Source organism: Actinomycetospora sp. CA-084318 (genome assembly GCF_050955885.1).
GTDB lineage: Bacteria > Actinomycetota > Actinomycetes > Mycobacteriales > Pseudonocardiaceae > Actinomycetospora.
The window spans coordinates 677,053-699,310 of record NZ_CP192098.1 but is presented as its reverse complement, the minus strand read 5'-3'; the positions used below and the strand labels follow the sequence as shown (position 1 = coordinate 699,310).

Annotated in this window: 20 protein-coding genes; 7 read left to right on the top strand and 13 right to left on the bottom strand. The window is 74.4% G+C overall.

Going from position 1 to position 22,258, the window contains the following annotated elements; all coding sequences use genetic code 11:
• Window positions 1-136: 136 nt before the first annotated feature.
• A complete protein-coding gene (locus ACQPYX_RS03440; RefSeq protein ID WP_433801521.1) occupies window positions 137-1,051 on the top strand; it encodes an acyl-CoA desaturase in 915 nt (304 codons plus the stop codon).
• A gap of 102 nt (window positions 1,052-1,153) precedes the next feature.
• Entirely contained in the window at window positions 1,154-2,413 is a 1,260-nt protein-coding gene (locus ACQPYX_RS03435; protein WP_433801520.1) for an MFS transporter, read from the top strand.
• A 10-nt stretch (window positions 2,414-2,423) separates the two neighbouring features.
• On the opposite strand, the gene ACQPYX_RS03430 is transcribed toward ACQPYX_RS03435, so the two are convergent.
• Both ACQPYX_RS03430 and ACQPYX_RS03425 read right to left on the bottom strand, forming a co-directional pair.
• Window positions 2,424-2,654 carry a hypothetical protein gene (locus ACQPYX_RS03430; protein ID WP_433801518.1) on the bottom strand — a complete coding sequence of 77 codons (231 nt, stop codon included), beginning with the start codon at window positions 2,652-2,654 and terminating at the stop codon, window positions 2,424-2,426.
• 26 nt (window positions 2,655-2,680) lie between these two features.
• Window positions 2,681-4,135 (bottom strand): acyl-CoA synthetase, encoded by a 1,455-nt coding sequence (locus ACQPYX_RS03425; protein ID WP_433801517.1) that lies wholly within the window; start codon window positions 4,133-4,135, stop codon window positions 2,681-2,683.
• Between the two features lie 97 nt (window positions 4,136-4,232).
• Here ACQPYX_RS03425 and ACQPYX_RS03420 point away from each other — a divergent pair, with 97 nt between their 5' ends.
• Window positions 4,233-4,682 carry a MarR family winged helix-turn-helix transcriptional regulator gene (locus ACQPYX_RS03420; RefSeq protein ID WP_433801516.1) on the top strand — a complete coding sequence of 150 codons (450 nt, stop codon included), beginning with the start codon at window positions 4,233-4,235 and terminating at the stop codon, window positions 4,680-4,682.
• On the opposite strand, the gene ACQPYX_RS03415 is transcribed toward ACQPYX_RS03420, so the two are convergent.
• From ACQPYX_RS03415 to ACQPYX_RS03405, 3 genes are all read right to left on the bottom strand, one after another.
• Window positions 4,668-6,140: an acyl-CoA synthetase gene (locus ACQPYX_RS03415; protein WP_433801515.1), complete on the bottom strand. Its 1,473-nt coding sequence runs from the start codon at window positions 6,138-6,140 to the stop codon at window positions 4,668-4,670. The genes ACQPYX_RS03420 and ACQPYX_RS03415 overlap by 15 nt on opposite strands.
• Complete coding sequence (locus ACQPYX_RS03410) at window positions 6,137-6,979, bottom strand: p-hydroxycinnamoyl CoA hydratase/lyase (RefSeq protein ID WP_433801514.1); 843 nt, start codon at window positions 6,977-6,979, stop codon at window positions 6,137-6,139. The genes ACQPYX_RS03415 and ACQPYX_RS03410 overlap by 4 nt, the downstream gene beginning before the upstream one ends.
• Window positions 6,980-7,110: 131 nt before the next feature.
• Window positions 7,111-8,070 (bottom strand): EamA family transporter, encoded by a 960-nt coding sequence (locus ACQPYX_RS03405; protein ID WP_433801513.1) that lies wholly within the window; start codon window positions 8,068-8,070, stop codon window positions 7,111-7,113.
• An 80-nt stretch (window positions 8,071-8,150) separates the two neighbouring features.
• Here ACQPYX_RS03405 and ACQPYX_RS03400 point away from each other — a divergent pair, with 80 nt between their 5' ends.
• Window positions 8,151-8,633 (top strand): Lrp/AsnC family transcriptional regulator, encoded by a 483-nt coding sequence (locus tag ACQPYX_RS03400; RefSeq protein ID WP_433801512.1) that lies wholly within the window; start codon window positions 8,151-8,153, stop codon window positions 8,631-8,633.
• Between the two features lie 47 nt (window positions 8,634-8,680).
• Here ACQPYX_RS03400 and ACQPYX_RS03395 read toward each other — a convergent pair whose 3' ends face one another.
• From ACQPYX_RS03395 to pcaH, 3 genes are read right to left on the bottom strand one after another with little or no spacing between them, the layout of a single operon-like run.
• Window positions 8,681-9,904, bottom strand: a complete 1,224-nt coding sequence (locus ACQPYX_RS03395; protein WP_433801511.1) for a 4-hydroxybenzoate 3-monooxygenase — start codon at window positions 9,902-9,904, stop codon at window positions 8,681-8,683.
• Window positions 9,901-10,482 (bottom strand): protocatechuate 3,4-dioxygenase subunit alpha, encoded by a 582-nt coding sequence (gene pcaG, locus ACQPYX_RS03390; RefSeq protein WP_433801509.1) that lies wholly within the window; start codon window positions 10,480-10,482, stop codon window positions 9,901-9,903. The genes ACQPYX_RS03395 and pcaG overlap by 4 nt, the downstream gene beginning before the upstream one ends.
• Before the next feature lies 1 nt (window position 10,483).
• A complete protein-coding gene (gene pcaH, locus ACQPYX_RS03385; protein ID WP_433801507.1) occupies window positions 10,484-11,251 on the bottom strand; it encodes a protocatechuate 3,4-dioxygenase subunit beta in 768 nt (255 codons plus the stop codon).
• A gap of 73 nt (window positions 11,252-11,324) precedes the next feature.
• Between pcaH and ACQPYX_RS03380 the strand changes: the two genes are divergently transcribed.
• On the top strand, window positions 11,325-12,245 hold the full coding sequence (locus tag ACQPYX_RS03380; RefSeq protein WP_433801505.1) for an IclR family transcriptional regulator: 921 nt from the start codon (window positions 11,325-11,327) through the stop codon (window positions 12,243-12,245).
• A 56-nt stretch (window positions 12,246-12,301) separates the two neighbouring features.
• Entirely contained in the window at window positions 12,302-13,330 is a 1,029-nt protein-coding gene (locus ACQPYX_RS03375) for an esterase/lipase family protein (protein ID WP_433801503.1), read from the top strand.
• Window positions 13,331-13,464: 134 nt separating this feature from the next.
• On the opposite strand, the gene ACQPYX_RS03370 is transcribed toward ACQPYX_RS03375, so the two are convergent.
• The 5 genes from ACQPYX_RS03370 to ACQPYX_RS03350 form a co-directional block, all read right to left on the bottom strand.
• Entirely contained in the window at window positions 13,465-14,400 is a 936-nt protein-coding gene (locus ACQPYX_RS03370; RefSeq protein ID WP_433801501.1) for a hypothetical protein, read from the bottom strand.
• A gap of 154 nt (window positions 14,401-14,554) precedes the next feature.
• Window positions 14,555-15,601: an FUSC family protein gene (locus ACQPYX_RS03365; RefSeq protein ID WP_433801499.1), complete on the bottom strand. Its 1,047-nt coding sequence runs from the start codon at window positions 15,599-15,601 to the stop codon at window positions 14,555-14,557.
• A 27-nt stretch (window positions 15,602-15,628) separates the two neighbouring features.
• Window positions 15,629-17,272: an APC family permease gene (locus tag ACQPYX_RS03360; protein ID WP_433801497.1), complete on the bottom strand. Its 1,644-nt coding sequence runs from the start codon at window positions 17,270-17,272 to the stop codon at window positions 15,629-15,631.
• Between the two features lie 271 nt (window positions 17,273-17,543).
• Entirely contained in the window at window positions 17,544-18,386 is an 843-nt protein-coding gene (locus ACQPYX_RS03355; RefSeq protein WP_433803658.1) for a SigB/SigF/SigG family RNA polymerase sigma factor, read from the bottom strand.
• Window positions 18,387-18,710: 324 nt separating this feature from the next.
• The gene (locus ACQPYX_RS03350) at window positions 18,711-20,360 is read right to left on the bottom strand and encodes a CocE/NonD family hydrolase (protein ID WP_433801495.1); all 1,650 of its coding nucleotides are present in this window, start codon (window positions 20,358-20,360) and stop codon (window positions 18,711-18,713) included.
• A gap of 184 nt (window positions 20,361-20,544) precedes the next feature.
• Between ACQPYX_RS03350 and ACQPYX_RS03345 the strand changes: the two genes are divergently transcribed.
• The gene (locus ACQPYX_RS03345) at window positions 20,545-22,254 is read left to right on the top strand and encodes a metallophosphoesterase (RefSeq protein WP_433801494.1); all 1,710 of its coding nucleotides are present in this window, start codon (window positions 20,545-20,547) and stop codon (window positions 22,252-22,254) included.
• Window positions 22,255-22,258: the final 4 nt, after the last annotated feature.

Here is a 22,258-nt window from a genome sequence, read left to right as displayed (position 1 = left end):
GCTGCGTAACGTCATCCCGGAGTCACGTCGCGTTTGCCCCGGCCCCGGACCGGGAAGCGGCGGACACCCCGCGGCCGTCCGGTTGCTCCGGATGCGACCCGCGACGGCCACCTGCCGCCCGTAGCGTGAGGAAGCGATGACGACGACGCATGTCCACCGGCGCCCGCTCGCCCCGCACGTGATGACCTACCTCGTCGTCACCGTGCCCTTCCTCGCCCTGCTCGCGGCCGTACCGCTCGCCTGGGGCTGGGGCCTGTCGTGGCTCGACGTCGGCCTCGCCGTCGGGCTCTACGTGATCTCCATGCTCGGCGTCACCGTCGGTTTCCACCGGTACTTCACCCACGGGGCGTTCCGGTGCGGCCGGGGCCTGCGGATCGCGCTCGCGGTCGCGGGCTCGCTCGCCGTGCAGGGCCCGGTGCTGCACTGGGTCGCCGACCACCGCCGCCACCACGCCTTCGCCGACAAGGAGGGCGACCCGCACTCCCCGTGGCGCTACGGCACCTCCCCCGCCGCGTTGGCCAAGGGCTTCTGGCACGCCCACATGGGCTGGATCCTGGAGCGCTCGCTCACCGACCAGCAGCGCTACTGCCCCGACCTGCTCGCCGACCCCGACGTGGTCCGGGTCAGCAGGAACTTCGGGTGGATCACCGCCGCGTCGTTCATCGTCCCGGCCGCCATCGGTGGGCTCGCGACCTGGTCGCTCTGGGGCGCGTTCACCGCGTTCTTCTGGGCGGGCCTGGTGCGGGTGTGCCTGTCCCACCACGTGGCCTGGTCGACCAACTCGATCTGCCACATGGTCGGCGAGCGCCCGTGGAAGGCGCGCGACCGCTCCACCAACGTGTGGCCGCTGGCCCTGCTGTCGATGGGCGAGTCCTGGCACAACCTGCACCACGCCGACCCCACCTCGGCGCGGCACGGCGTGGGCCGCTTCGAGATCGACCTGTCGGCGGAGACGATCGCCCTGTTCGAGAAGCTCGGCTGGGCCTGGAACGTCCGCTGGCCCCGCGAGGAGCGGCTCGCGAAGCTGCGCGCGGCCACCGAGGCCGCGTAGGGCACGGCACGATTGACGCACGGCCCGCCGTGCGTCTTGACCGCCGCCGCGCGGTCGCTCCAGGCTGTCGCATTCGCCCGATTCACCGCCGGGGAGTGCGCCATGACCGACACCCGCTCCGTCGCCACCGCGACGCGTTCGCCGGCCCTCGTCATCGGGCTCTGCTGGCTCGCGATCGTCGTCGACGGCTACGACCTGATCGTCTACGGCAGCGCCCTCCCCGCCCTCGTGTCCGGGGAGTGGGCGCTCTCGGCCGCGGCGGCGGGCCGCATCGGCTCCGCCGCGCTGGTCGGCATGCTGTTCGGCGCACTGCTCGCGGGGGTGGTCACCGACCGGGTCGGTCGGCGGCGCCTGATGATCGGCTGCATCGCGTGGTTCTCGGTCGCCATGGCGCTGTGCGCCGTCGCGCCGAGCCCGGAGGTCTTCGGGGCGCTGCGCTTCGTCGCGGGCATCGGGCTGGGCGGCGTCGTCCCCACCGCGATCGCCCTCACCGTCGAGTACGCGCCCGCCGGGCGGCGCAACGCCGCCAACGCACTCATGTTCTCCGGGTACTCGGTCGGCGGGGTGCTGGCCGCCCTCGGCGGGATCACGATGCTCGAGGCCCTGGGCTGGCGGTCGCTGTTCTGGGCAGGCGCCGCGGTCGGCCTCGTGCTGCTGGTGGTGGTCGTCGTCGCGCTGCCGGAGTCGCCGGCGTACCTCCTCGCGCGGGGCCGCGGCGAGGAGGCCACCGCCCTCGCCCGGCGCTACGGCGCGCCCGAACCGGTCGCCGCGGGCCCGGCGCGGCGCGCCCCGCTGCGCGAACTGCTCGCGACGCCGCGCACCACCCTGCTGTTCTGGCTGGTCACCGGCATCGGGTTGCTGCTGGTCTACGGCCTGAACACCTGGCTCGCCCAGATCATGCGGCAGGCCGGCTACGCGCTCGGCGGGGCACTGGCGTTCCTGCTCGCCCTCAACCTCGGGGCCATCGTCGGCACGCCGCTGCTCGGCGCCCTCGCCGATCGCGTGGGGGTGCGCCGGGTCGTCGTCGGGATGTTCCTGACGGCGGCCGCGGCCATCCTGGTCCTGACGACCGCCCTGCCGACCGCGCTGCTGCTGGCGGTCATCGCGGTCGCGGGCGCGTGCACGATCGGGACGACGATCCTCGTCAACTCCTACACCGCGACGTCCTACCCGGAGCACCTGCGGGCGGCGGCCCTGGGCTGGGCACTCGGGATCGGCCGCCTCGGCGCGATCGCCGGGCCGCTCTACGGCGGCCTCGTCGTCGCCTCCGGTCAGGGCTTCGCGATGAACTTCGTGGCGTTCGCGGTCCCGGCCGCGGTGGCGGCGCTGCTGGTCCTGCTGCTCCCCCGGCCCGTCGGCTGAGGGGCGCGGATCAGCCCGGCGCGTCCCGCAGGGTCAGCACGACGCGCATCACGCGCTCGACGGCGGCGGCGAACGACGACCCGCGCAGCTCGCCGCGGTCGACCAGGTTCTGCGCGGCCATGTCGAGCGCGCGGTCCGGGCCGAGGCGCCGGACGAGCAGGGCGGCCGTCTCCTCGAGGTCGAGGTCGGGGTGGTCGAGCCGGGTCAGCGCGAAGGCGACGATCAGCTCCTCGTCGGTCACGGCTCCAGTGTGCGCTGCGCGCGGTCCTATGAGCGACGCAGCCGCGCCTTCTGCACCTTGCCCATGGCGTTGCGGGGCAGCTCGTCGACCACGACGACCTCGCGGGGGCGCTTGTGCTTCGAGAGCCGCTCCCCCACGAAGTCCATCACCGCCTGCGCGTCGACGGCGCCGTCCGGGCACACGACGTGGGCGACGATGCGCTGCCCGAGGTCCTCGTCGGGCTCCCCGACGACCGCGGCCTCGCTGATGCCCTCGTAGGCCAGCAGGGCGGTCTCCACCTCGCCCGCGCCGATGCGGTAGCCGCCGGACTTGATGAGGTCGACCGAGCGCCGGCCGACGATGCGGTGGTAGCCGGAGGCGTCGACGACGGCGGCGTCCCCGGTGCGGAACCAGCCGTCGTCGGTCCAGGTGCCGGCCGTCGCCTCGGGCCGGTTCAGGTAGCCGTCGAACAGGCACGCACCGCGGACCTGCAGCTCGCCGATCGACTCGCCGTCGGCCGGGACGTCCTCGTCGGTGGTGACGGGCTCCCCGGACTCGTCCTCGGTCACCGCGCGCAGACGTGCCTCGACGCCCTCCACCGGGACCCCGACCCAGCCCGCACGGCGCTCGCCGTCGGCCCGCACGGCCAGCGTGATCATGGTCTCGCTCATGCCGTAGCGCTCCACCGGCGCCTGGCCCGTCAGCTCCCGGATGCGCTCGAACACCGGCACCGGGAGCGGCGCGGAACCGCTGACGAGCAGGCGGGCGTCGGAGAGCGCGGCCGCCGCGGCCGGGTCGTTGCCGATGCGCGACCAGACGGTGGGCACCCCGAACAGCAGCGACCCGCCGTGCTCGGCGACCGCCGCCGCGTAGTTCTCCGGCGTCGGACGACCGGTGTGCACCAGCCGCGAGCCCGTGCGCAGCGCCCCGAACACCCCCAGCACCAGCCCGTGGACGTGGAACAGCGGCAGGCCGTGGGCGAGCGTGTCGGCGTCGGTCCAGGCCCAGGCGTCGGCGAGGCCGTCGAGCCCGACCGCCATCGCGTCGGCGGAGAGCAGCACGCCCTTCGGCGAGCCCGTCGTGCCGGAGGTGTAGAGGATCAGGGCGGGGCCGTCGCCCGCCGCCTCGGAGACGGCGTGCCCGGCGCGGCGCGAGAGGTCGACCCGGCGGGCGGTCAGCGTGACGTCGCGCGGCTTCTCGCCGAACCACGTCGTCGCGCCGGAGTCGGTCAGCACGTGCGCCCGCTCGGCAGGCCCCGAGTCGGGCGGCACCGGCACCACGGGCGCGCCCGCGAGCAGGCAGCCGACGATCGCGACGACGGTCTCCGCGGTCGGCGTGGCCCCCACCGCCACCGGGGACGCCGGCTCGGCGCGGGCGGCGATCTCGTCGGCCACCACGGCCGCCGCACCCAGCAGCTCCGGACCGGAGAACGCGGTGTCGCCGATCCGGACCGCCTCGGGATCGTCGAGGCCGCCGTCGAGCAGCGCGCGCAGCAGGGGCACCGAGGGACCTCCAACACGTCATCGGGGAGCGGAGCACATTCTCACGCGCGCGGTGCCCGGCGCGCGCGGAACCTCCCGTCGTCCGGAACATGCGAACATGGGCCGGGTGACCCCGGGGCCCGCCGCGCGACCACGGCCGTCGCTGCTCTACGCGGTCAAGCAGGTCGAGCTCATCGTCCGTGCGCGCCTGGACGAGCTGCTGCGCGACTCGGGCGTGACGGCCCTGCAGTACACGGCCCTGACCGTCCTCGCGACGCGCGACGGGCTCACCTCCGCGGAACTGGCCCGGAACTCGTTCGTAACCCCGCAGGCGATGGCGGACCTGGTCACGGCCCTCGAGCGTGGCGAGCTGATCGTGCGCCACCGCAACCCGCACAACCGCCGGCAGCTGCTCATCTCGCTGACCCCGGCGGGCCACGACCTGCTCGCGCGCTACGCGGCCCCGGTGGCGGCCATCGAGGAGCGGATGGTGCACGGCCTCGACCACGAGGAGCGGGAACGCTTCCGCGGCTACCTCAACGCGGCGCGGGCCTCACTGGCCCAGTGAGCGACGCAGGGCCGGCTTGTCGAGCTTGCCCGTGGGGTTGCGCGGCAGGACCTCGACGACCTCGACGGTCCGCGGGGTCTTGAACCGGGCGAGCCGGCCGTCGAGCCAGGCCAGCACGTCGGACGCCGTCGTCGTCGCGCCGTCGCGCAGGACGACCCACGCGTGCCCGACCTCGCCCCAGCGGTCGTCGGGAACACCCACGACCGCGGCGTCGACGACCTCGGGGTGACCGGCGAGCACCCCCTCCACCTCGGCGGGCGAGACGTTCTCGCCGCCGGAGATGTAGAGGTCCTTGACGCGGTCGACGATCCGGTGGAAACCGTCGTCGTCGGCCTCCGCGACGTCGCCGGAGCGGAACCAGCCCTCGTCGGTGAACGCCGCAGCGGTCTCCTCCGGGCGCTGCCAGTAGCCCGCGACGACGTGCGGACCGTGCACGAGGACCTCCCCGGACGGGGCGAGGGCGACGTCGGTGAAGAAGTGCGGGCGGCCCGCCGTGCCGACCTTCGCGTGGGCGTGCGCGGGGTCGAGGAGCAGGACGCCGGGCGCGGCCTCGGTCATGCCGTAGCCCTGCAGGAAGGCGGGGCCGCGGTGGTCGTAGACCTCGAGCAGGCTCGGCGGCACCGGGGCGCCGCCGCAGAGCAGGTAGCGGACGCTGGAGAGGTCGGCGTCGGCGAAGCGCGGCGACCGCGCGATCGTCGCGAACATCGTCGGGACGCCGAACATGATCGTGACCCGTTCCCGCTCGACGAGGTCGAGGGTGCGGTCGACGTCGAAGGCCTGCTCCAGCACGAGGGTGCCGCCCTTGAGCAGCACCGGCAGGCAGGTCATGCCCAGCGCGGCGGCGTGGAACAGGGGTGCGGAGAGCAGGCAGACCTCGTCCGAGCGCAGGTCCACGTCGACGACGACGTTGAGCGCGTTCCACGTCAGGTTCGCGTGGGTGAGGCACGCCGCCTTCGGCCGGCCGGTGGTGCCGGAGGTGAACATGAGGACGGCGAGCGCGTCGGGGTCGGCGTCGACGAGGTCCGTGGGCTCGCTCCCGGCGATCAGCTCGTCGTAGGAGCCGCCGACCTCGAGTGCAAGCAATGCGTCACCACTGTCACTGGGTGCCAGCAGTGACGCTTTACTGTCATCGGAGGTGACCACCACCCGCGGCGTCGTGTCGGACAGCGCGAACGCGATCTCGGCCGCGGCGAGCCGGGTGTTGAGCGGCACGAAGACCGCGCCGAGACCCGTCGTCGCGAACATCGTCTCGACGAAGGCCGGGTGGTTCGGCCCGAGGTGGGCGACGCGATCACCGGGCGCGACGCCGAGCCCGCGCAGGCCGGCGGCGAGGCGCCGGACGCGGTCGTCGAGCTCGGCGTAGGTGGTGCGCGTGTCGCCGTGCACCAGCGCGACGCGGTTCGGGGAGTTGCGGGCGCGACGGGCGGTCCAGGTGCCGAGGCCGGGCGGCGGGGTCATGACCGCTCGTACGCCCCCAGGCCGGGGCGGTAGGTCTTGGCGTCGAGGAACTGGGTGAGGCCCTGCTGCTTGCCCTGCTCGGGGTCGTGGCCGGTCGCGGCGTCGAGCTTGGCGTAGAGGTAGTCCTCGGCGGTGTCCCACGACATCTGGCGCACCTTCTTCACCCCGACCTTCGCCGCGCGCAGCACGTGGGTGTTCATGCCCGCCAGCTTCGCGGCCACCTCGACGGTCCGCGCGCGCAGCGCCTCGCCCGGCACGGCCTCGTTGACCAGCCGCATCGCCGACGCCTGCCGGCCGTCGAAGCGCTCACCGGTCATCACGTACCACTGCGCGTCGCGCGCGGAGATCGTCTCGGCGAGCGCGCGGGACACCAGGCCGCCGGGCGGGATGCCCCAGTTGACCTCGGAGAGCCCGAAGCTCGCGTCCTCGGCGGCGATCGCCAGGTCGGAGCACACGAGCGGGGTGAACGCTCCGCCGAAGCACCAGCCGTTGACCATCGCGATCGTCGGCTTCGCGAAGTGGATGAGCCGACGCCACTGCCACTCCGCCGAGTCCCGCCGGGCGCGGATCTCCACGTGCGGCGGGGCGGCGTCGACCTCGCGGAAGTACTCCTGCAGGTCCATGCCGGCCGACCACGCGTCGCCGCGGCCGGTGAGCACCACGACCCGCACGTCCTCGGCGCCCTCGAGCCAGTCGAGCGCCGCGATCATCTCGCGGTTCAGCGTCGGGTTCATCGCGTTGCGCTTGTCGGGGCGGTCGAAGAACAACCAGCCGATGCCGGCCTCCGCACCCTCCCCGACCTCGATGGCGACGGTCTCGAACGACGGCGGCGTGCTCATGGCGCTGAGATTATCAGGAAACCTGATGACCAGGAAGGGTCTTCCGGCTTCGCGACCGGCCGACGCCGGGGAGCGAGTGGCCCCGCCGACGCGTCAGGTGCGACGGATCGGCCACCGACGTCGGCCGGGTCTCACGACCGCGACGAGGCCGCGGGCACCGGAGCACCGTCCGGCACCGACAGCTCGTCGGGAACGGGAGCGGGAGCGGGCACGGCATCGCGGCGCGACCGGCGCGCGTCGACGAGCACCGCGAGCACCACGCCGCCCACCAGCGCGATCTCCCCGGCGAGCTGCAGCGGCCCGGGGACGCCGCCCTCGACCACCGCGGCGAACACGAAGCCCCACGCCGTCTCCAGTGCCATGAGCTGGCTGACCAGCACCGGCGAGAGGTACCCGGCGGCCGCGTGCCAGAGCCGCACGGCGAGCCAGGAGGACACGAGCCCGAGGAACAGCACCACGACCAGCGCCCGCACCGGCTGCGCCGGGACACCGTCGACGAGCAGCAGAGCGACGGCGGCCGGGAGGGCGAGCGCGCCCGCGGCGAGGCCCTGGGCGGCGGCGAGGGCGGGCGCGATGTCGGGGCGCTCGTGCAGGAGCTTGTGCGAGTCCAGGCCGTACCAGGACCACGAGATCAGGGCGAGGACGGCGAGGGCGAGCCCGACGAGGGCCTCGAGCGACCAGTCCTGCCCGGGGCCGACGTGCAGCAGCACCTGTCCGAGCGCGACGAGGACGAGCGCGGGGACGAGCCCGGCGACCCGCCCGGTGCCGCGCGCGGAGACCAGGGCCATGACGACCGGGACGAGGCCGATGGTGGCGACGGCGACGGTGGGCCCGGCGAGCCGGACGGAGACGGCGACGAGGGCGTAGTAGACGACCGAGCCGGTGAGGGCGTGCGCGATCACGCGACCCCACGGGACGTCGGCCCGCAGCACCCGGCGGACCTGGGGCAGCGAGACCGCCCCGAACGCCACGAACCGACCGGTCGCCAGCAGCAGGGCCGGGGCGAGCGGCGCCAGCCCGGGCGCCACGAACACCGCTCCCCACGCCGCGCCGGCGACCACCATCGCCAGCAGGGCCACGTTCCTCGTCATGACTCCATCGTGCGGCGATCATGGTGGGCGATGCCGGGCGACTTCCGCGGCTGGGCGCCTCGAAGGTGCATGATTCCGTCATGACTGCGCCGCCCGGTGGCCGAACCACCCAGCTGGACCGGGTCGACCGGTTGATCCTGGCCCACCTCGTCGACCACGGACGCTCCAGCCTGGCCGACCTCGCCGAGGCCGTGAACGTCTCGGCCTCCTCCGCCCAACGACGCCTGCGCCGGCTCGAGACCGAGGGCGTCATCCGCGGGTACCGGGCCGTGCTCGATCCGGAGGCGATCGGGCGCGCGCTCGTCGTGCACCTGTCGGTGGTGCTGGTCGACCACACCGCGGACACGGTCGGGCGCTTCGAGCGGTGGATCGTCGACCTCGACGGCCTCGTGAGCTGTCACCACGTGACCGGCGACGTCGACTACCTGCTGCGCATCGACGTCGCCGACGTGCACGCCCTCGACGTGCTGCTGCGCCGCACGCTCGCCCAGATCCCCGGCGTCGCGCGGTTCACCACCATGGTCGCGACGTCGGGGCTGGTCGACCGGTTCACGAGCATGTGAGCGCCGCTCTCGTGAGCAGAAAGGGTCGCTATAGCGACCCTTTCTGCTCACATGCCGAGAGGCACACCCCGGTAGTTCTCGGCGATCGAGGTCCGGTACGCCTCGGACTGCGCGACGAGGCGCAGGTGCGAGAGCGCGAGCTGGTCGTCGAACGGGTCCGCGTCGGGGTCGCGGTGCAGCATCGTCGTCATCGTCCAGCTGAAGTGCTCGCCCCGCCAGACGCGGCGCAGCGCGGTGTCGGAGTAGGCGTCGAGCAGGTCCTGCGAGCCGTCGGCGACCCAGGACGAGATCGCCTCGGCGAGCACCCGGACGTCGGCGACGGCGAGGTTGAGCCCCTTCGCGCCGGTCGGCGGGACGATGTGCGCGGCGTCGCCCGCGAGGAACAGCCGCCCGTGGCGCATCGGCTCGGCGACGAACGAGCGCATCGGGGTGACGCTCTTGTCGGTGATCGGGCCGCGGGTCAGCGTGAACGACCCCCTATCGGCGTGCTCCCCTGGATTGAGCGCGGTCCGCGCCTCGAGCTCGTCCCAGATCGCCTCGTCCGACCACGACGACGGGTCGGTGTCGTTCGGCACCTGGACGTAGGCCCGGGTGACCGTGGGCGAGCGCATCGACAGCAGCGCGAACCCGCGCTCGTGCCGGGCGTAGACGAGCTCGTCCGACGACGGCGGTGCGTCGGCGAGGATCCCCAGCCAGGAGAAGGGGTAGACGCGCTCGTAGGTGCGCACGGCCTCGTCGGGAATCGCCCGGCGCGCCACCCCGTGGAACCCGTCGACGCCGACGACGACGTCCGCGCGCAGCTCGTGCTCGGCGCCCTCGTGGCGGTAGTGCACCAGGGCCTCGCCGTCGCGCGAGAGCGGCCCGTCGACCTTCTCGACGGACGTGACCTCGGCGTCGAACAGCAGCGGCTCGCCCTGCTCGAGACGCAGCGCGACGAGGTCCTTCACGACCTCCGTCTGCGCCCAGATCATGACGTTGCGACCGGTGAGCGCCTGCATGTCGACGTGGATGCGCTCGCCGTGCACGTGGAAGGCGAACCCGTCGTGCGGCATCCCCTTCTCGTCCATCCGCGCGTCCGCGCCGACCTCGCGCAGCGCGTCGATCGTGCCGTGCTCGAGGATGCCGGCCCGCTGGCGCGACTCGACCCGCTCGCGCGGCCGCGACTCCAGCACCACCGAGTCCACCCCGCGCGCGAGCAGCAGGTGCGACAGCATCAGTCCGGCCGGGCCCCCGCCGACGATCGCGACGGTCGTGCGGTCCGGGGCGGTCACGACGAGCCCCCGATGAGATCCAGGAACACCGTCTCCCCCGGCCCCTGCAGCCGGACGTCGAACCGGTAGCCCGGCCCGCCGAACCAGCCGTCGGGGATCGCCATCAACGTCGCCGCCCGGTCCTCGGGCAGCGCGGCCAGCAGCGGGTCGGCCGCGTTGGCCTCGGTGTGGTTCGGGAAGTAGACGCGCGTGAACAGGTGGTGGAGCAGGCCGCGGGCGAACACCGTCACCGCGAGGTGCGGCGCCTCGGCCGAGCCCGCGATCGGCCCGGGCCGCAGCGTGCGGACCGCGTAGTCGCCGCTGCGGTCGGTCGGCACCCGGGCGAACCCGGTGAACGAGCGACCGTCGCGCACGAGCGAGCCGGCCCGGGCGGGGATGCGGCCGTCCGGTCCGGCCTGCCAGAACTCGAGCAGGGCGTCGGGCACCGGGGCGCCCGCGCCGTCGCGCACGGTGCCGTGCAGCGAGATCGCGCCGGCGGTGCCGGGCGGGACGAGGTCGCCCCCGCCGTCGAAGGGGAGGCCGAAGGCGAAGAACGGCCCGACGGTCTGGGACGGGGAGGGCTCGTGGGTCGCGGTCATCTCACACCTCGTCCGGGTCGGGCGGGGTCGCGCCGGGGCCGTCGAGGACGATGTCCCACTGGTAGCCCAGCGCCCACTCGGCGACGGTCGTGTCGTGGTCGTAGCGGGCGACGAGCCGCTGCTGGGCCTTCTCGTCGGTGACCGAGGAGAAGATCGGGTCCAGGTGGAAGAGCTGGTCGCCGGGGAAGTACATCTGCGTCACGAGGCGCTGCGTGAACGCCGTGCCGAACAGCGAGAAGTGGATGTGCGCCGGCCGCCAGGCGTTGTGGTGGTTGCGCCACGGGTACGCGCCCGGCTTGATCGTGACGAACCGGTAGCGGCCGTCGTCGTCGGTGAGGCAGCGCCCGCCCCCGACGAAGTGCGGGTCGAGCGGGGCGGGGTGGCGGTCGCCGTCGTGGCGGTAGCGCCCGGAGGCGTTGGCCTGCCACACCTCGACGAGCTGGTTGCGCACCGGCCTGCCGTCGCCGTCGAGCACCCGGCCGGTGACCACGATGCGCTCGCCGAGCGGCTCGCCGGTCGACTGCACGGTCAGGTCGGCGTCGGTCGGGGCCACGTCCTTCGCGCCGAACACCGGCGCCGCCCGCTCGAGCAGGCTCGGGGTGGCGACGACGAGCGGCTGGGCGGGGGCGCGCAGGTTCGTCGAGCGGTAGGGCGCATAGGCACGGTCGGGGTGTCCACCGCGTTGCGGGGCGACGGTGGCGGCCGCGCGGATCGCGTCGGTGACCTCGTCCTGCTCCGTGCGTCGGCGCTCGGGTGCTCCTGGGCTCACGTCGCTCAGGGTGGCGGGGATCCCGGGGCTGCGAGAGGCTGGCTTCCGTCCACCGGAAGCAAAGGAGCCGACGGTGACCCCTGACGTCCCGGAGTCCGCTCCGTCCCGGCCGGTCGGCCGACCGCCGCGTCCCGGCCTGCCCGCGGGCAGCGGCCTGACCTCCTCGCGCGCCCGCCGCGCGCCCCGGTCGGGCGGCGACACGGTGACCGGGCGCGTCTTCTCGATCCTCGAGGTGTTCGACCACGACCACACCGCCCTGACCCTCACCGAGATCGCCCGGGCCGCGGCGCTGCCGGTGTCCACCGCGCACCGTCTGGTCGGCGAGCTCGCCGGCTGGGGCGCCCTCGAGCGCGGCGGGGACGGCGCCTACCGGATCGGGCTGCGGCTCTGGGAGGTCGGGTCGCTCGCGCCGCGCAGCATCGGGCTGCGGGAACGGGCGATGCCGTTCCTCGAGGACCTGTACGAGGCGACCCGGCAGAACGTGCAGCTCGCGGTCCGCGACGGGCACGAGGGCGTCTACGTCGAACGGCTCGCCCACCCCGACGCCGTGCGGCTGCTGTCCCGGATCGGCGGGCGCTGGCCGCTGCACGGCACGGGCGTCGGCCAGGTGCTGCTCGCCTTCGCGCCCCCGGTGGTCCAGGAGTCGGTGCTCGCCTCGTCGCTGACGTCCTTCACGGCCAGGACGATCACCGATCCCGCGGTGCTGCGCCGCACGCTCGCCGGCATCCGCCGCGACGGGGTGGCGGTCTGCGACGGCATGATCGACCTCGCCGCCCTCTCGGTGGCCGCGCCGGTGCGCGGCGAGTCCGACACCGTCGTCGCCGCCATCTCGGTCGTCGTCCCCTCGCCGTCGACCCCCGGCGGGATCGAGCCGCGGACGCTCGTCCCGGCGGTCCGGGCGGCGGCCCGCGGCATCTCCCGCGCGCTCGGAGCTCCTACCCCCACCCGGACGCAGCGCGCCGTCCGTCCGGAGGCACCCCGCGCGTCGTCGTGAACCCGCCGTGAGGTCTACTTCCCGGTACTCGAGTTCCCGGGTGACAGGAGACCGTGATGCGTCCGTTCCCGACGAAGAGTCGATGGGCCCGGGCGCTCGGCGCCGGTGTGCTCGGGCTGGCCCTCGCGGCCGGGTTCGCCGCCCCCGCGGCCTCGGCGGCCCCCTCCTGGTCGTCCGGCTCCGGCGGGCCCGCGTTCTCGGTCCCGCAGTCGCGGCTGGACACCGCGGTGGCGTGCGGGCCGGGGACGACGAACACCTCGCGGCCGGTCGCGCTGTTCATCCCGGGGACGACGCTGACCCCCGAGGAGAACTTCTCCTGGAACTACTTTCGCGCGTTCCGCGCCGCGGGCCGGCCGTACTGCTCGGTCGAGCTGCCGAACCACGCGATGAGCGACATCCAGGTCTCGGCCGAGTACGTCGTCAACGCGATCCGCACGGTGGCGGCGCGCAGCGGGCAGAAGGTCGCGATCGTCGGCTTCTCCCAGGGCGGCATGATCGGCCGCTGGGCGCTGAAGTACTGGCCGGACACCCGGACCCGGACCGCCTCGGTGATCGGCATCGACCCGTCCAACCACGGAACGCTGGACTCGTACCCGGTCTGCACCGTGGGCTGCGCCCCGTCGATCTGGCAGCAGGCGACGTTCTCGCGCTTCCTCGACGCGCTCAACGCCGGCGGGGAGACCTTCGCCGGGATCAACTACACGTCGATGTGGACCCCGACCGACGAGGTCGTCGTCCCCAACCTCCCGCCGGCCGAGAGCTCGCGGCTCAACACCGGCGCCGGCGGCCGCGCCAACATCTCGACCTTCGACGTCTGCCCCGGCCACCTCGCCGAGCACCTGTCGATGGGCTCGATCGACCCGGTGGCCTACGCGCTCGTGGTGGACGCGCTCGACCACGGCGGCCTCGCCTCCGCGGCCCGCATCGACCGCGCCGTGTGCCTGGCGCCCTTCCAGCCCGGCGTCGACCCGGTCACCGGTCCCGCCCGGTTCGCCACCTACGCCGCGGGCGCCGCGTACCAGATCGCCACCTACCCGCGGGTGTTCGCCGAGCCGCCGTTGAAGGCGTACGCGACGGCGGGCTGACCCCCGGCTGGGTGCAAGCAATGCGTCACTGCTTGCACCCAGTGACAGGAAATCCGGCATCGTCGTCGCGGCGCTGACGATGTGGCTCTCCTGGCGTCCAGTGCCGGCAGTGACGCATTGCTTGCACTGGGGGGCTACTCCAGATCCGCCCGCTCGGCCTCGGCCTGGTCGAGCGCCCGGCGCGCCTCGTCGGCCGCGGTGTCGGCCTCCTCGGCGGCCTGCCGGGCGGCGTCCAGCGCCTCGCGGGCGGCGGTCTCGTCGGCCTCGGCGCGCTCGAGCCGGTCCCGCAGCGACTGCGCCGCGGCGGCCGCCTCGTCGTGGTCCGACCCGGCCTGCTCGGCGCGGTGGCGGGCCCGCTCGGCCGCGCGGGCGGTGTCGTCGCGTTGCTCGCGGGCCCGCTCGACGGCCCGGTCGGCGGCCTCCCGGGCGCGCTCGCGTTCCGCCTCCGCCGGGTCCGGCCCCTCGTCGGGCCCGGGCTCCGGCTCCTCCCGACGACGAGGCGCCGGGCGCGTCGACGAGGACCCGCGCGGCGGGGGCCGACGCGTCGTGCCGCCCGCGCCCCGCGCCGTCGACCCGCCCGTGAAGCCCGCGCCCGGCTCGAGCGCCGTGGTCAGCCGGCCGGCCGCGAACGCGCGCGCCGCCTCCGGGTCGGCCAGGGCGGCGGCGATCGTCTGCTCCAGGTCACGGGCGACCGAGTCGCCGACCTTCTCGCCGTCCTCCCGCGCGAGCTTGCGGGCCCGCGCGACGAGCGCCCCGACGAGCTCACGGCGCTGCGAGGTCAATCTCCGCAGCGCATCGCCGGAGAGCGTCTCCTGGGCCTGGCGCAGCTGTCCGCCGAGCTCCTCCAGGGCGCCGACCTCGTCGGGGGACTCCCGCGCCAGGACGTTCGCCAACCACGCGCCCAGGGACGGCTTGCGCAGGGCACCGATCGCGGTCGCGGTCTCCTTGTCCTTGACCGCCCTGGCCGCCTTCACCAGCTCCGTGCGGCGCGGGACGAAGCGGTCGGGGTGCAGCCCGTAGAGCTCGTCCGCCGCGTCCTCGAACTCCGGGCCCTCCGCCTCCTCGCTCACAGTGCGCATCCTGCCCGGTCGCAGCCGTCGTCGTCATGATCATCGAGCACCGTCGGCGGTGGCGGGTCCCGATCGACCACCGCAGGTGCTCGCTCGCCGCGACCGGGACCCACACGACCGGGACCCACGCGACCGGGACCCACGCGACCGGGACCTATGCGACCACCCGGGACCGCGGGTCGGTGAGGGCGTCGACGTCCTCGGCGAGCAGGTGCAGCTGGGTCGCGAGGCGGGCCGCGCCGGCCGTCCACGAGTCGGGGTCGGTGGCGGCGAGGCCGTCCGCCACGTCGTGCGCGGACCGGGAGCCGTCGGAGCTCGGGTCGCCGTCGCGCGGGTGGTCGGCCAGTGCCGTGACCACGGCGGCCAGCTCGACCACCCCGTCCACCAGCCTCGCCGGCACCTGCTCGCCCCGCCCGACGACCTCGGCCGCGGTGCGCGCGAGCAGCACCGACCCGGCGTGGACGTACTCCAGGCCCTCGAACCGCCGCTGCATCGCGGCGAGGGCGGCGCGCTCCCGCCGGCCGCGCAGCGTCGTGCGGGCCAGTCGGTCCGACGTGGTGCGGGCGTCGAGGAATCCGGCCACGTCGTCGTGACCGCCCCGCAGGCCCTCCGCAGCGTTCCGCAACGCCTCCGACGAGCCCGACCGCAGCCCGGATCCGACGTCGTGCAGGCCGTCGGCGATCCGTCGCAGGGCGGCGGTGACGGCGTCGCCGAGTTGGCGGGTCGGGCTCGGCGAGACGAGCACCTGGCTCACGACGAGCGCGATCGCGCCGCCGATCAGGGCGCTCGCCAGCCGCGTCCAGCCGGCCTGCGACGAGCCGATCCCGACGACGAGCAGGGCGGCGATCCCGGACTGCAGCAGCGTCAGCGGGTTGATGCTGCCCAGGGACACGACGAGCATCCCGACGACGACGGCCGCCCCGACCTGCAGCCAGCCGCTGCCGAGGGCGACCTTCGCGAGCTCCCCCACCGCCACCCCGGCCACGACGCCGACCAGCAGCCGCAGCGCGCGCGGACCGCGGGCGGCCGGCGCGTCGGTGAGACAGACGACCGCCGCGATCGGCGCGAAGATCGGCGCGGGCTGGCGCAGGACGAGCTGGGCCACGACGAAGGCGACGACCGCCGTGGCCCCGTCGAGCGCGATCCGCACCCAGGCCTGACGCACCCGGGTCCAGGCACGCTCCGGCAGTCCGCTCAGCACGGCCGGAGGTACCCGCTGGACCGAGTGCTACCCGTGCAGCTCCGCGGTCTCCGCCCCGGCCTCGGACGCCTCGGCCTCGACCTCCCGGGCCACCTGGTCGGCCGGCATCACCATGGCGACCGCGACGTAGAAGACCACCAGCGACCACACCGCCACGACGAGCAGGTCGATCCACTCCGGGATGACCTCGGCGCCGTCGTACTGGCCGAGCGCGGAGATCACGAGCATCCCGCCGAGCCACGGCAGGATCCAGGCGAGCGAGCGCAGCTGCAGGTCCGCGCCGAAGAACGCGAGGCCCTCGCGGGAGGCCCGCACGGCGCGGTACGCCGCGAAGAGCACGAACCCGATGACGATCGCGACGGCGAGCTTCCAGTCGGTGGTCCAGCCCGACCAGTAGATGATCTCGTTCGCGGCGATGAACGAGAGCGGGGCGATCACGGCGGCGGCCGGCATCCGGTAGGGCCGCGGCCGGTCGGGGTCGACCTTGCGCAGCGCCGCGAGGGTCAGCGGGGCGAAGCCGTACATGATCACGGTGGCCGAGGTGACCAGCGAGACCAGCGACTGCCAGCTCGGGAACGGGGCGAAGGAGATGAGCCCGACGACGAAGGCGACGAGCGTGGACACCCACGGGATGCCGCGCCGGGAGATCTTCGCGAGGCCCTTCGGGGCGAAGCCGGTCTGCCCCAGGGCATAGGACAGACGCGCCGAGGTGGCGACGTAGACGAGCCCGGTCCCGGCGGGCGAGATGAACGCGTCGACGTAGAGCAGGATCGACAGCCAGGTCAGGCCGAGCGCCCCGGCGATCGTCACGTAGGGACCGAAGTCGCCCTGGCCGATCGGGTTGGCCCAGCCGGTCGCGAGGGCGGCCGGGTCGAGGGCACCGACGAACGCGACCTCGAGCGCGAGGTAGATGACCACGCCGAGCGCCACCGCACCGATGAGGGCCCGCGGCAGGTCGCGCTGCGGGTTGCGCGCCTCACCGCCCATCTGCGCCGCCTGCTCGAACCCCTGCAGGGCGAACACCACGCCGAGCGGGAGGGCCGCGAACACGCCGTGCGCGCCGTAGGGGGCGAAGCCGCCGCCGGCGGTGAAGTTGCTGCCGTGGAAGGCGACGAAGACCAGGACGATCACGGTGAGGACCGGGATCGCGATCTTCCACAGCACCGTGATCCGGTTGGTCTCCGCGAGCAGCGCCACCCCGGCCAGGTTGATGAGGGTGAACACGACCATGAGGGCCGCCGCGACGAGCAGGCCGAGCCCGGTCAGGTTGCCGTTGTCGTCGACGAAGCCGTGGACGAGGTGGTCGAGGTAGGACAGCGCCGCCTCCACCTCGATGGGGGCGATGGCCACCGCCTGGATCCAGCCGACCCACCCGGCGGTGAACCCGGCGATCGCCCCGAACGCGAGGCGCGGGTACCGGGCGGTGCCGCCGGCGACGGGGTAGGTCGAGCCGAGCTCGGCGTGCACGAGCGCCAGCAGGATCACGATCACGCCCGCCAGCACCCAGGACAGGATCGACGCCCCGCCGGCCGACTTGGCCGCGGTGAGGGCCCCCAGCAGCCAGCCCGAGCCGATGATCGAGCCGAGCGAGATGAACATGAGGGCGCTGAAGCCGACGGTGCGGCGCAGGCCAGGGCCGGAGGTGACGGGGCGATCGGCGACCGTGGACATGGGGCGCTCCCGGATCTCGCGCGGGTGGGCGGGCGCTCGGGATCGTCCTCACCCGAACGCCTGCGCGCGAGCCGGTCATCCGGCCCCTGACCAGCCACAACGGGACCGATCGGTGAACAACGACGGAACAATCGGACAGCCCGTCACCAGAACGTCACGAAGATTCGCGGCCGTCAGCCCGTCGGGGGACCCGCCCGGTGACAGGAAAGCGTCGTTGCTGCCACTGGCTGACAGCAACGACGCTTCGCTGCCACCACGGGGGTGGGAGGGCTCAGCTCGCCAGCGACGGGCCCGCGTCCTCGTCGGCGAGCACCTGCGCCTCCACCTGGGCCCGCAGCTGCGCGAGGGTGCGGGCGAGCAGCCGGGAGACGTGCATCTGCGAGATGCAGAGCACCGCGGCGATCTCGGCCTGGGTCTGCTCGTGGACGAAGCGCAGTGCGAGCATCGTGCGCTCGCGGCGGGGCAGCGAGGCCACCAGACCGTGCACCAGCGCCCGCACCTCCACCCGGTCGAACTCCGGGTCGACCGTGCCGAGGACGTTGACCAGCGAGGAGTCGTCGCCCTCGCCGAGGGTCTCGTCGAGCGACGCCGGGTGGTACGAGCCGTGCGCGGACACCGCCTCGGTGACCTCGTCGCGCGAGATGCCCAGGTGTTCGGCGATCTCGGTGGCCGTCGGCGCGCGGCCGAGGCGCTGCGAGAGCGTCGCCGTCGCGCCGCCCACCGCGAGGTAGCGGTCCTTGACGCTGCGGGGGGTGCGCACCGACCAGGCCGAGTCGCGGAAGTAGCGGCGGACCTCCCCCATGATCGTCGGTACCGCGTAGGACAGGAAGTCCCGCTCGCGGCCGGGGTCGAACCGGTCGACGGCGTGCATCAGCCCCACCGTCGCGACCTGCTCGAGGTCCTCGGTCGGCTCGCCGCGCCGCGCGAACCGCCGCGCGATGTTGTGGGCGACGGGCAGGTAGGCCACCACCAACCGGCTGCGCAGGTCGGCACGCCGCGGATCGTCGGCCGCGTAGCCGGCGTGCTCGGCCAGCAACGGCGCGAGCGCGCGGTAGTCCTCGTCCGGTCTCCCGGGTCTGCCCTTGCCCTGGTGGGTCGTGGTCGTCGACGCCATGTCGTGCCCCCGCCGCCGCGTCCGGGGCACGGGCACGCCGCGCTCCGGCGCGGGAGTCCGAGCCTCGTCATCGCGGCTGCGGGCTGAACCGGAGGACTTCGAGCCGGGACAGCGTTCCAGCCGGGCACCATGCAACGCAAGGACCCGATCACACGCGCATCACACGCGGGCGGTGGTGGGAGCGGGCCGGCCGGGGGGCGGCCGACCCGCTCGACACCGCGGACGCCCGGGGGGAGGGCGTCCACCGTGTCCCGCCGCGCAGCGGCGGGCACGCGCAGCATAAGCGGACGTACGGACACGGATCGAGCCGCGTGCGACGTCCGGTCAGTCCTCCACGGCGAGCACCACGTGCGAGGGGTGCGCGGCGTCGTGCAGGACCTCGCGCTCGCGCGGCACGAGCACCCGGCCGTCGCCCAGCGGGGCGCCCGTCCCGGGGTGCCGGGCGAACCGCGGGTGCGCCCCGCCCGAGACCTGCACGCGCAGGCGGTGCCCCGCGGCGAACCGGTGCCCCACCGGCCACAGCTCGACCTCGACCGCCACGGTGCCGTCGTCCGCCGGCGCCGGGCTGCCGGGCCGCAGACGCCGGATGCCGTCGGTCACGTTCACCGAGCGACCGCTCGGGTCGACGTCGCAGACGCGCACGAACACGTCGATGTGCTCGACCTCGGCCCGCACGTGCACCGTCGCCCGGGCCGGGCCGAGCGCCACGAGGTCGGCGTCGAGGACCGGGCCGGTGAAGACGACCACGTCGTCGCGCGCCTCGAGCTCGGTCTGGTCCCGCGGACCGGACGCCCCGGAGAGGATCGGGCCCCCGACGGCGGGGGTGGGGTCGTTCGGGTCGTAGGTGATCCGCGTGCCGGCCCAGTAGGCGTCGTCGCGCGTGGGGAAGGTCGGCGCCCCGGTACCGAGCCCGTGGTCGGTGCGCAGGTAGAACGCCTGCTCGCGGGTGTGCTCCGGCGGCCAGTCCGCGAGCCGCCGCTCGCCCCCGCCCCCGGAGAGCTCGAGGTGCACCCGGGGTCCCTCGTCGGGACGGGCGTGTCCGAAGGCCTCGTCGAAGGTCCGCAGCGCGTCCCGGATCCCGGCGGCCATGCCGGCCGGGGTGGTGTGCACCCAGGGGCCGATGCGCAGGAGCGGGCGGGCGCCGGCGGCGCGCAGCGCGGCGTGGTCGGCGAGCTGCCAGGGCAGGAAGATGTCCTGCCACCCGCCGGTCATGCTGATCGCGGTGCCGCGACGGCCGACCTCCCCGACGCCGCCGCTGTAGGACCGCTTGGCCCAGTACGCGGAGTCGGGGTCGTCCTCGCGGAGCCAGTCCTGGAAGAAGTCGATGGGCACGCCCGCGGCGACGAGGTCGGCCTGCGCGAGCGGGATCGTGCCGAACCCGGCCTGCACCCGGTGGCGGACCGCCTCGACCAGCCGGCCGCGCAGCGACGGGTGGGTCATCATCGCGGCCCAGGAGAGCGCGTTGTCCAGCGAGAACGCCCCGCCGGGATAGGTCTGGTCGCGGAACTGCGAGGCGGTGACGAGGGTGCCCATCGCCTTCAGCGCGTCCCCGGCCTCCGGGGCGAGCGCCCACTGCGTGATGCCGAGGTAGCTCGGTCCGAGGGTGGCGATGCGGCCGTCGCAGAAGGGCTGGGCGACGAGCCAGCGCACGGTGGCCACGCCGTCGTCGGCCTCGTCGAACGGGGAGAGCTCGCCCTCCGAGCCGGCCGTGCCGCGCACCGACTGCACCACGACGTGGTAGCCGCGCTCGGCGACGATCCGGCCGAAGACCAGGCCGAAGAACCCGGCCCGGCCGTACGGGCTGCGCACGAGCACCACCGGGCCGCGCGTGACGCCGGACGGGCGGTGGTGGTCGTGGCGCAGCACGGTCCCGTCCGGCATCGGGACCGCGACGTCCCGGGCGACGCGCACGCGCGGCACGCGGGGGGCGGGCAGGCCGATCCCGCGGCGCAGCAGTCGGGTGACGGGGCTCATGGGCTCCATCATGACGCGACCCGGACGTCGGCGGTGGCCCGCGGCCGTCACCTGGCGTCGGCGGTGGGCCACCGCCGACATCGGACTCGTCACCGACCGTTTCGTCCCGTTCACCGGCCGTGTTCACCTCGTGTTCAACCACTTTCGGATGCGCACGATCCACCTCCGGGTGACGCTGCCCGTCGTGACGCGCACCCCCCGTGGCCAGGCTCCCGACGTCGGCGTGCCCGCCCACCTCGCCGAGCACATGACCGTCGCCGAGCAGCACGACTGGATCGCGGGCTTCCTGCGCCGCCACCCGGTCTCGCGGCGCAGCGCACTCAGGCGGGGCTCCGGCGTGGTCGCGGCGATGGGCCTCGCCTCCGCGCCCTGGGCGCTCACCGCGTGCGCCTCGGCGTCGCAGGCGCCGGTGTCGGTCGTCGGCCGCCACCTCTCCTTCGGCGACGACCCGATGCGCACGATGGCGATGGCCGGGGAGCTGACCGCCCCGCCGCAGGGCGCGGTCGTCGTCGACCTCGGGCAGAACGGCTCGTTCGGGGCGCGGCTGCCCGTGGAGGTCCGCCGGCTGGTCTCCCAGGTGCCGCAGGCCGACGGGTCGATCCGCGCGAGCGACCAGTACTTCGTGCACGCGCTCGCCACCGGCCTGCAGCCCGGCCAGAGCTACGACTACCGCTTCCGGCTCGCCGACGGCACCACCACGGACACCGCGACGTTCCACACCGCGCCGCGGGAGCCGAGCGGCCCGTGGAGCTTCACCGCCTTCGCCGACCAGGGCGTGGACATGGTGCCGCCGAGCGGGCTCTCCGGCTTCACCAACGCCTACTACAAGCCCGACGACACCCGCCGCACGATGACGCCCTCGACGTCGATGGTGGACCGCATCGCCGGCACCCGGCCCGCGTTCCACCTGCTCGCGGGCGACATCTGCTACGCCGACCCGTCCGGCGAGGGGCAGCCCGTGCGGAGCACGGGGACCTCGAAGTCGCCGACCGGCTTCGACTCGTTCGACCCCACGGTGTGGACCACCTACTTCGGCCTCATCGAGCGCAGCGCCGCCTCCACGCCGTGGATGTTCGCCACCGGCAACCACGACATGGAGGCCCTCTACGACGACAACCAGAAACGCGGGGCGACGCACGGCTACGGCGGCCACGCCGCCCGGCTCGACCTGCCGCGGACCGGGCCGAGCGCCTGCCCCAGCGTCTACTCGATGCGCTACGGCAACGTCGGGGTGATCAGCGTGGACGCGAACGACCTGTCGATGGAGATCCCCACCAACGCCGGCTACTCGGGCGGTTCGCAGGTGGCCTGGCTGCGGCAGACGCTGGGCCAGTGGCGCACGCCGAACTCCGGCGTCGACTTCGTCGTCGCCTTCTTCCACCACTGCGCCTACGCGACGTCCTCGACGCACGCCTCCGACGCCGGGGTGCGCGCGGCCGTCGCCCCGCTGTTCGACGAGTTCTCGGTCGACCTCGCGCTGCAGGGCCACAACCACCAGTACGAGCGGTCGAACCCGATCCGCGGCGGCCGCTCCACCACCCAGGCCCCCGACGGCGGGACGGTGCGCCCGGAGACCGACGGCACCACCTACGTCTGCGTCGGCTCCGGCGGGCGCCCGCGCTACTCCTGGCAGCCCGGCGAGGTCGACCGCTACCGGGGCAACCCCGCCCCGCAGGGCGACGTGAACGTGGTGAGCTACCAGGCGGTCGGCGAGGACGCGAAGATCCCGGACGCCGTCGACTGGTCGCAGGCGCGCTACCTCGACTACGCCTACGTGACGGTGGACGTGGTCCCGCCGCCCGGGCCCGGGCAGACGACGACGATGACGCTGCGGACGATCACCGACACCGGCACCGAGATCGACCGGGTCACGCTGGAGCGCCGCGCCGGCTGACCAT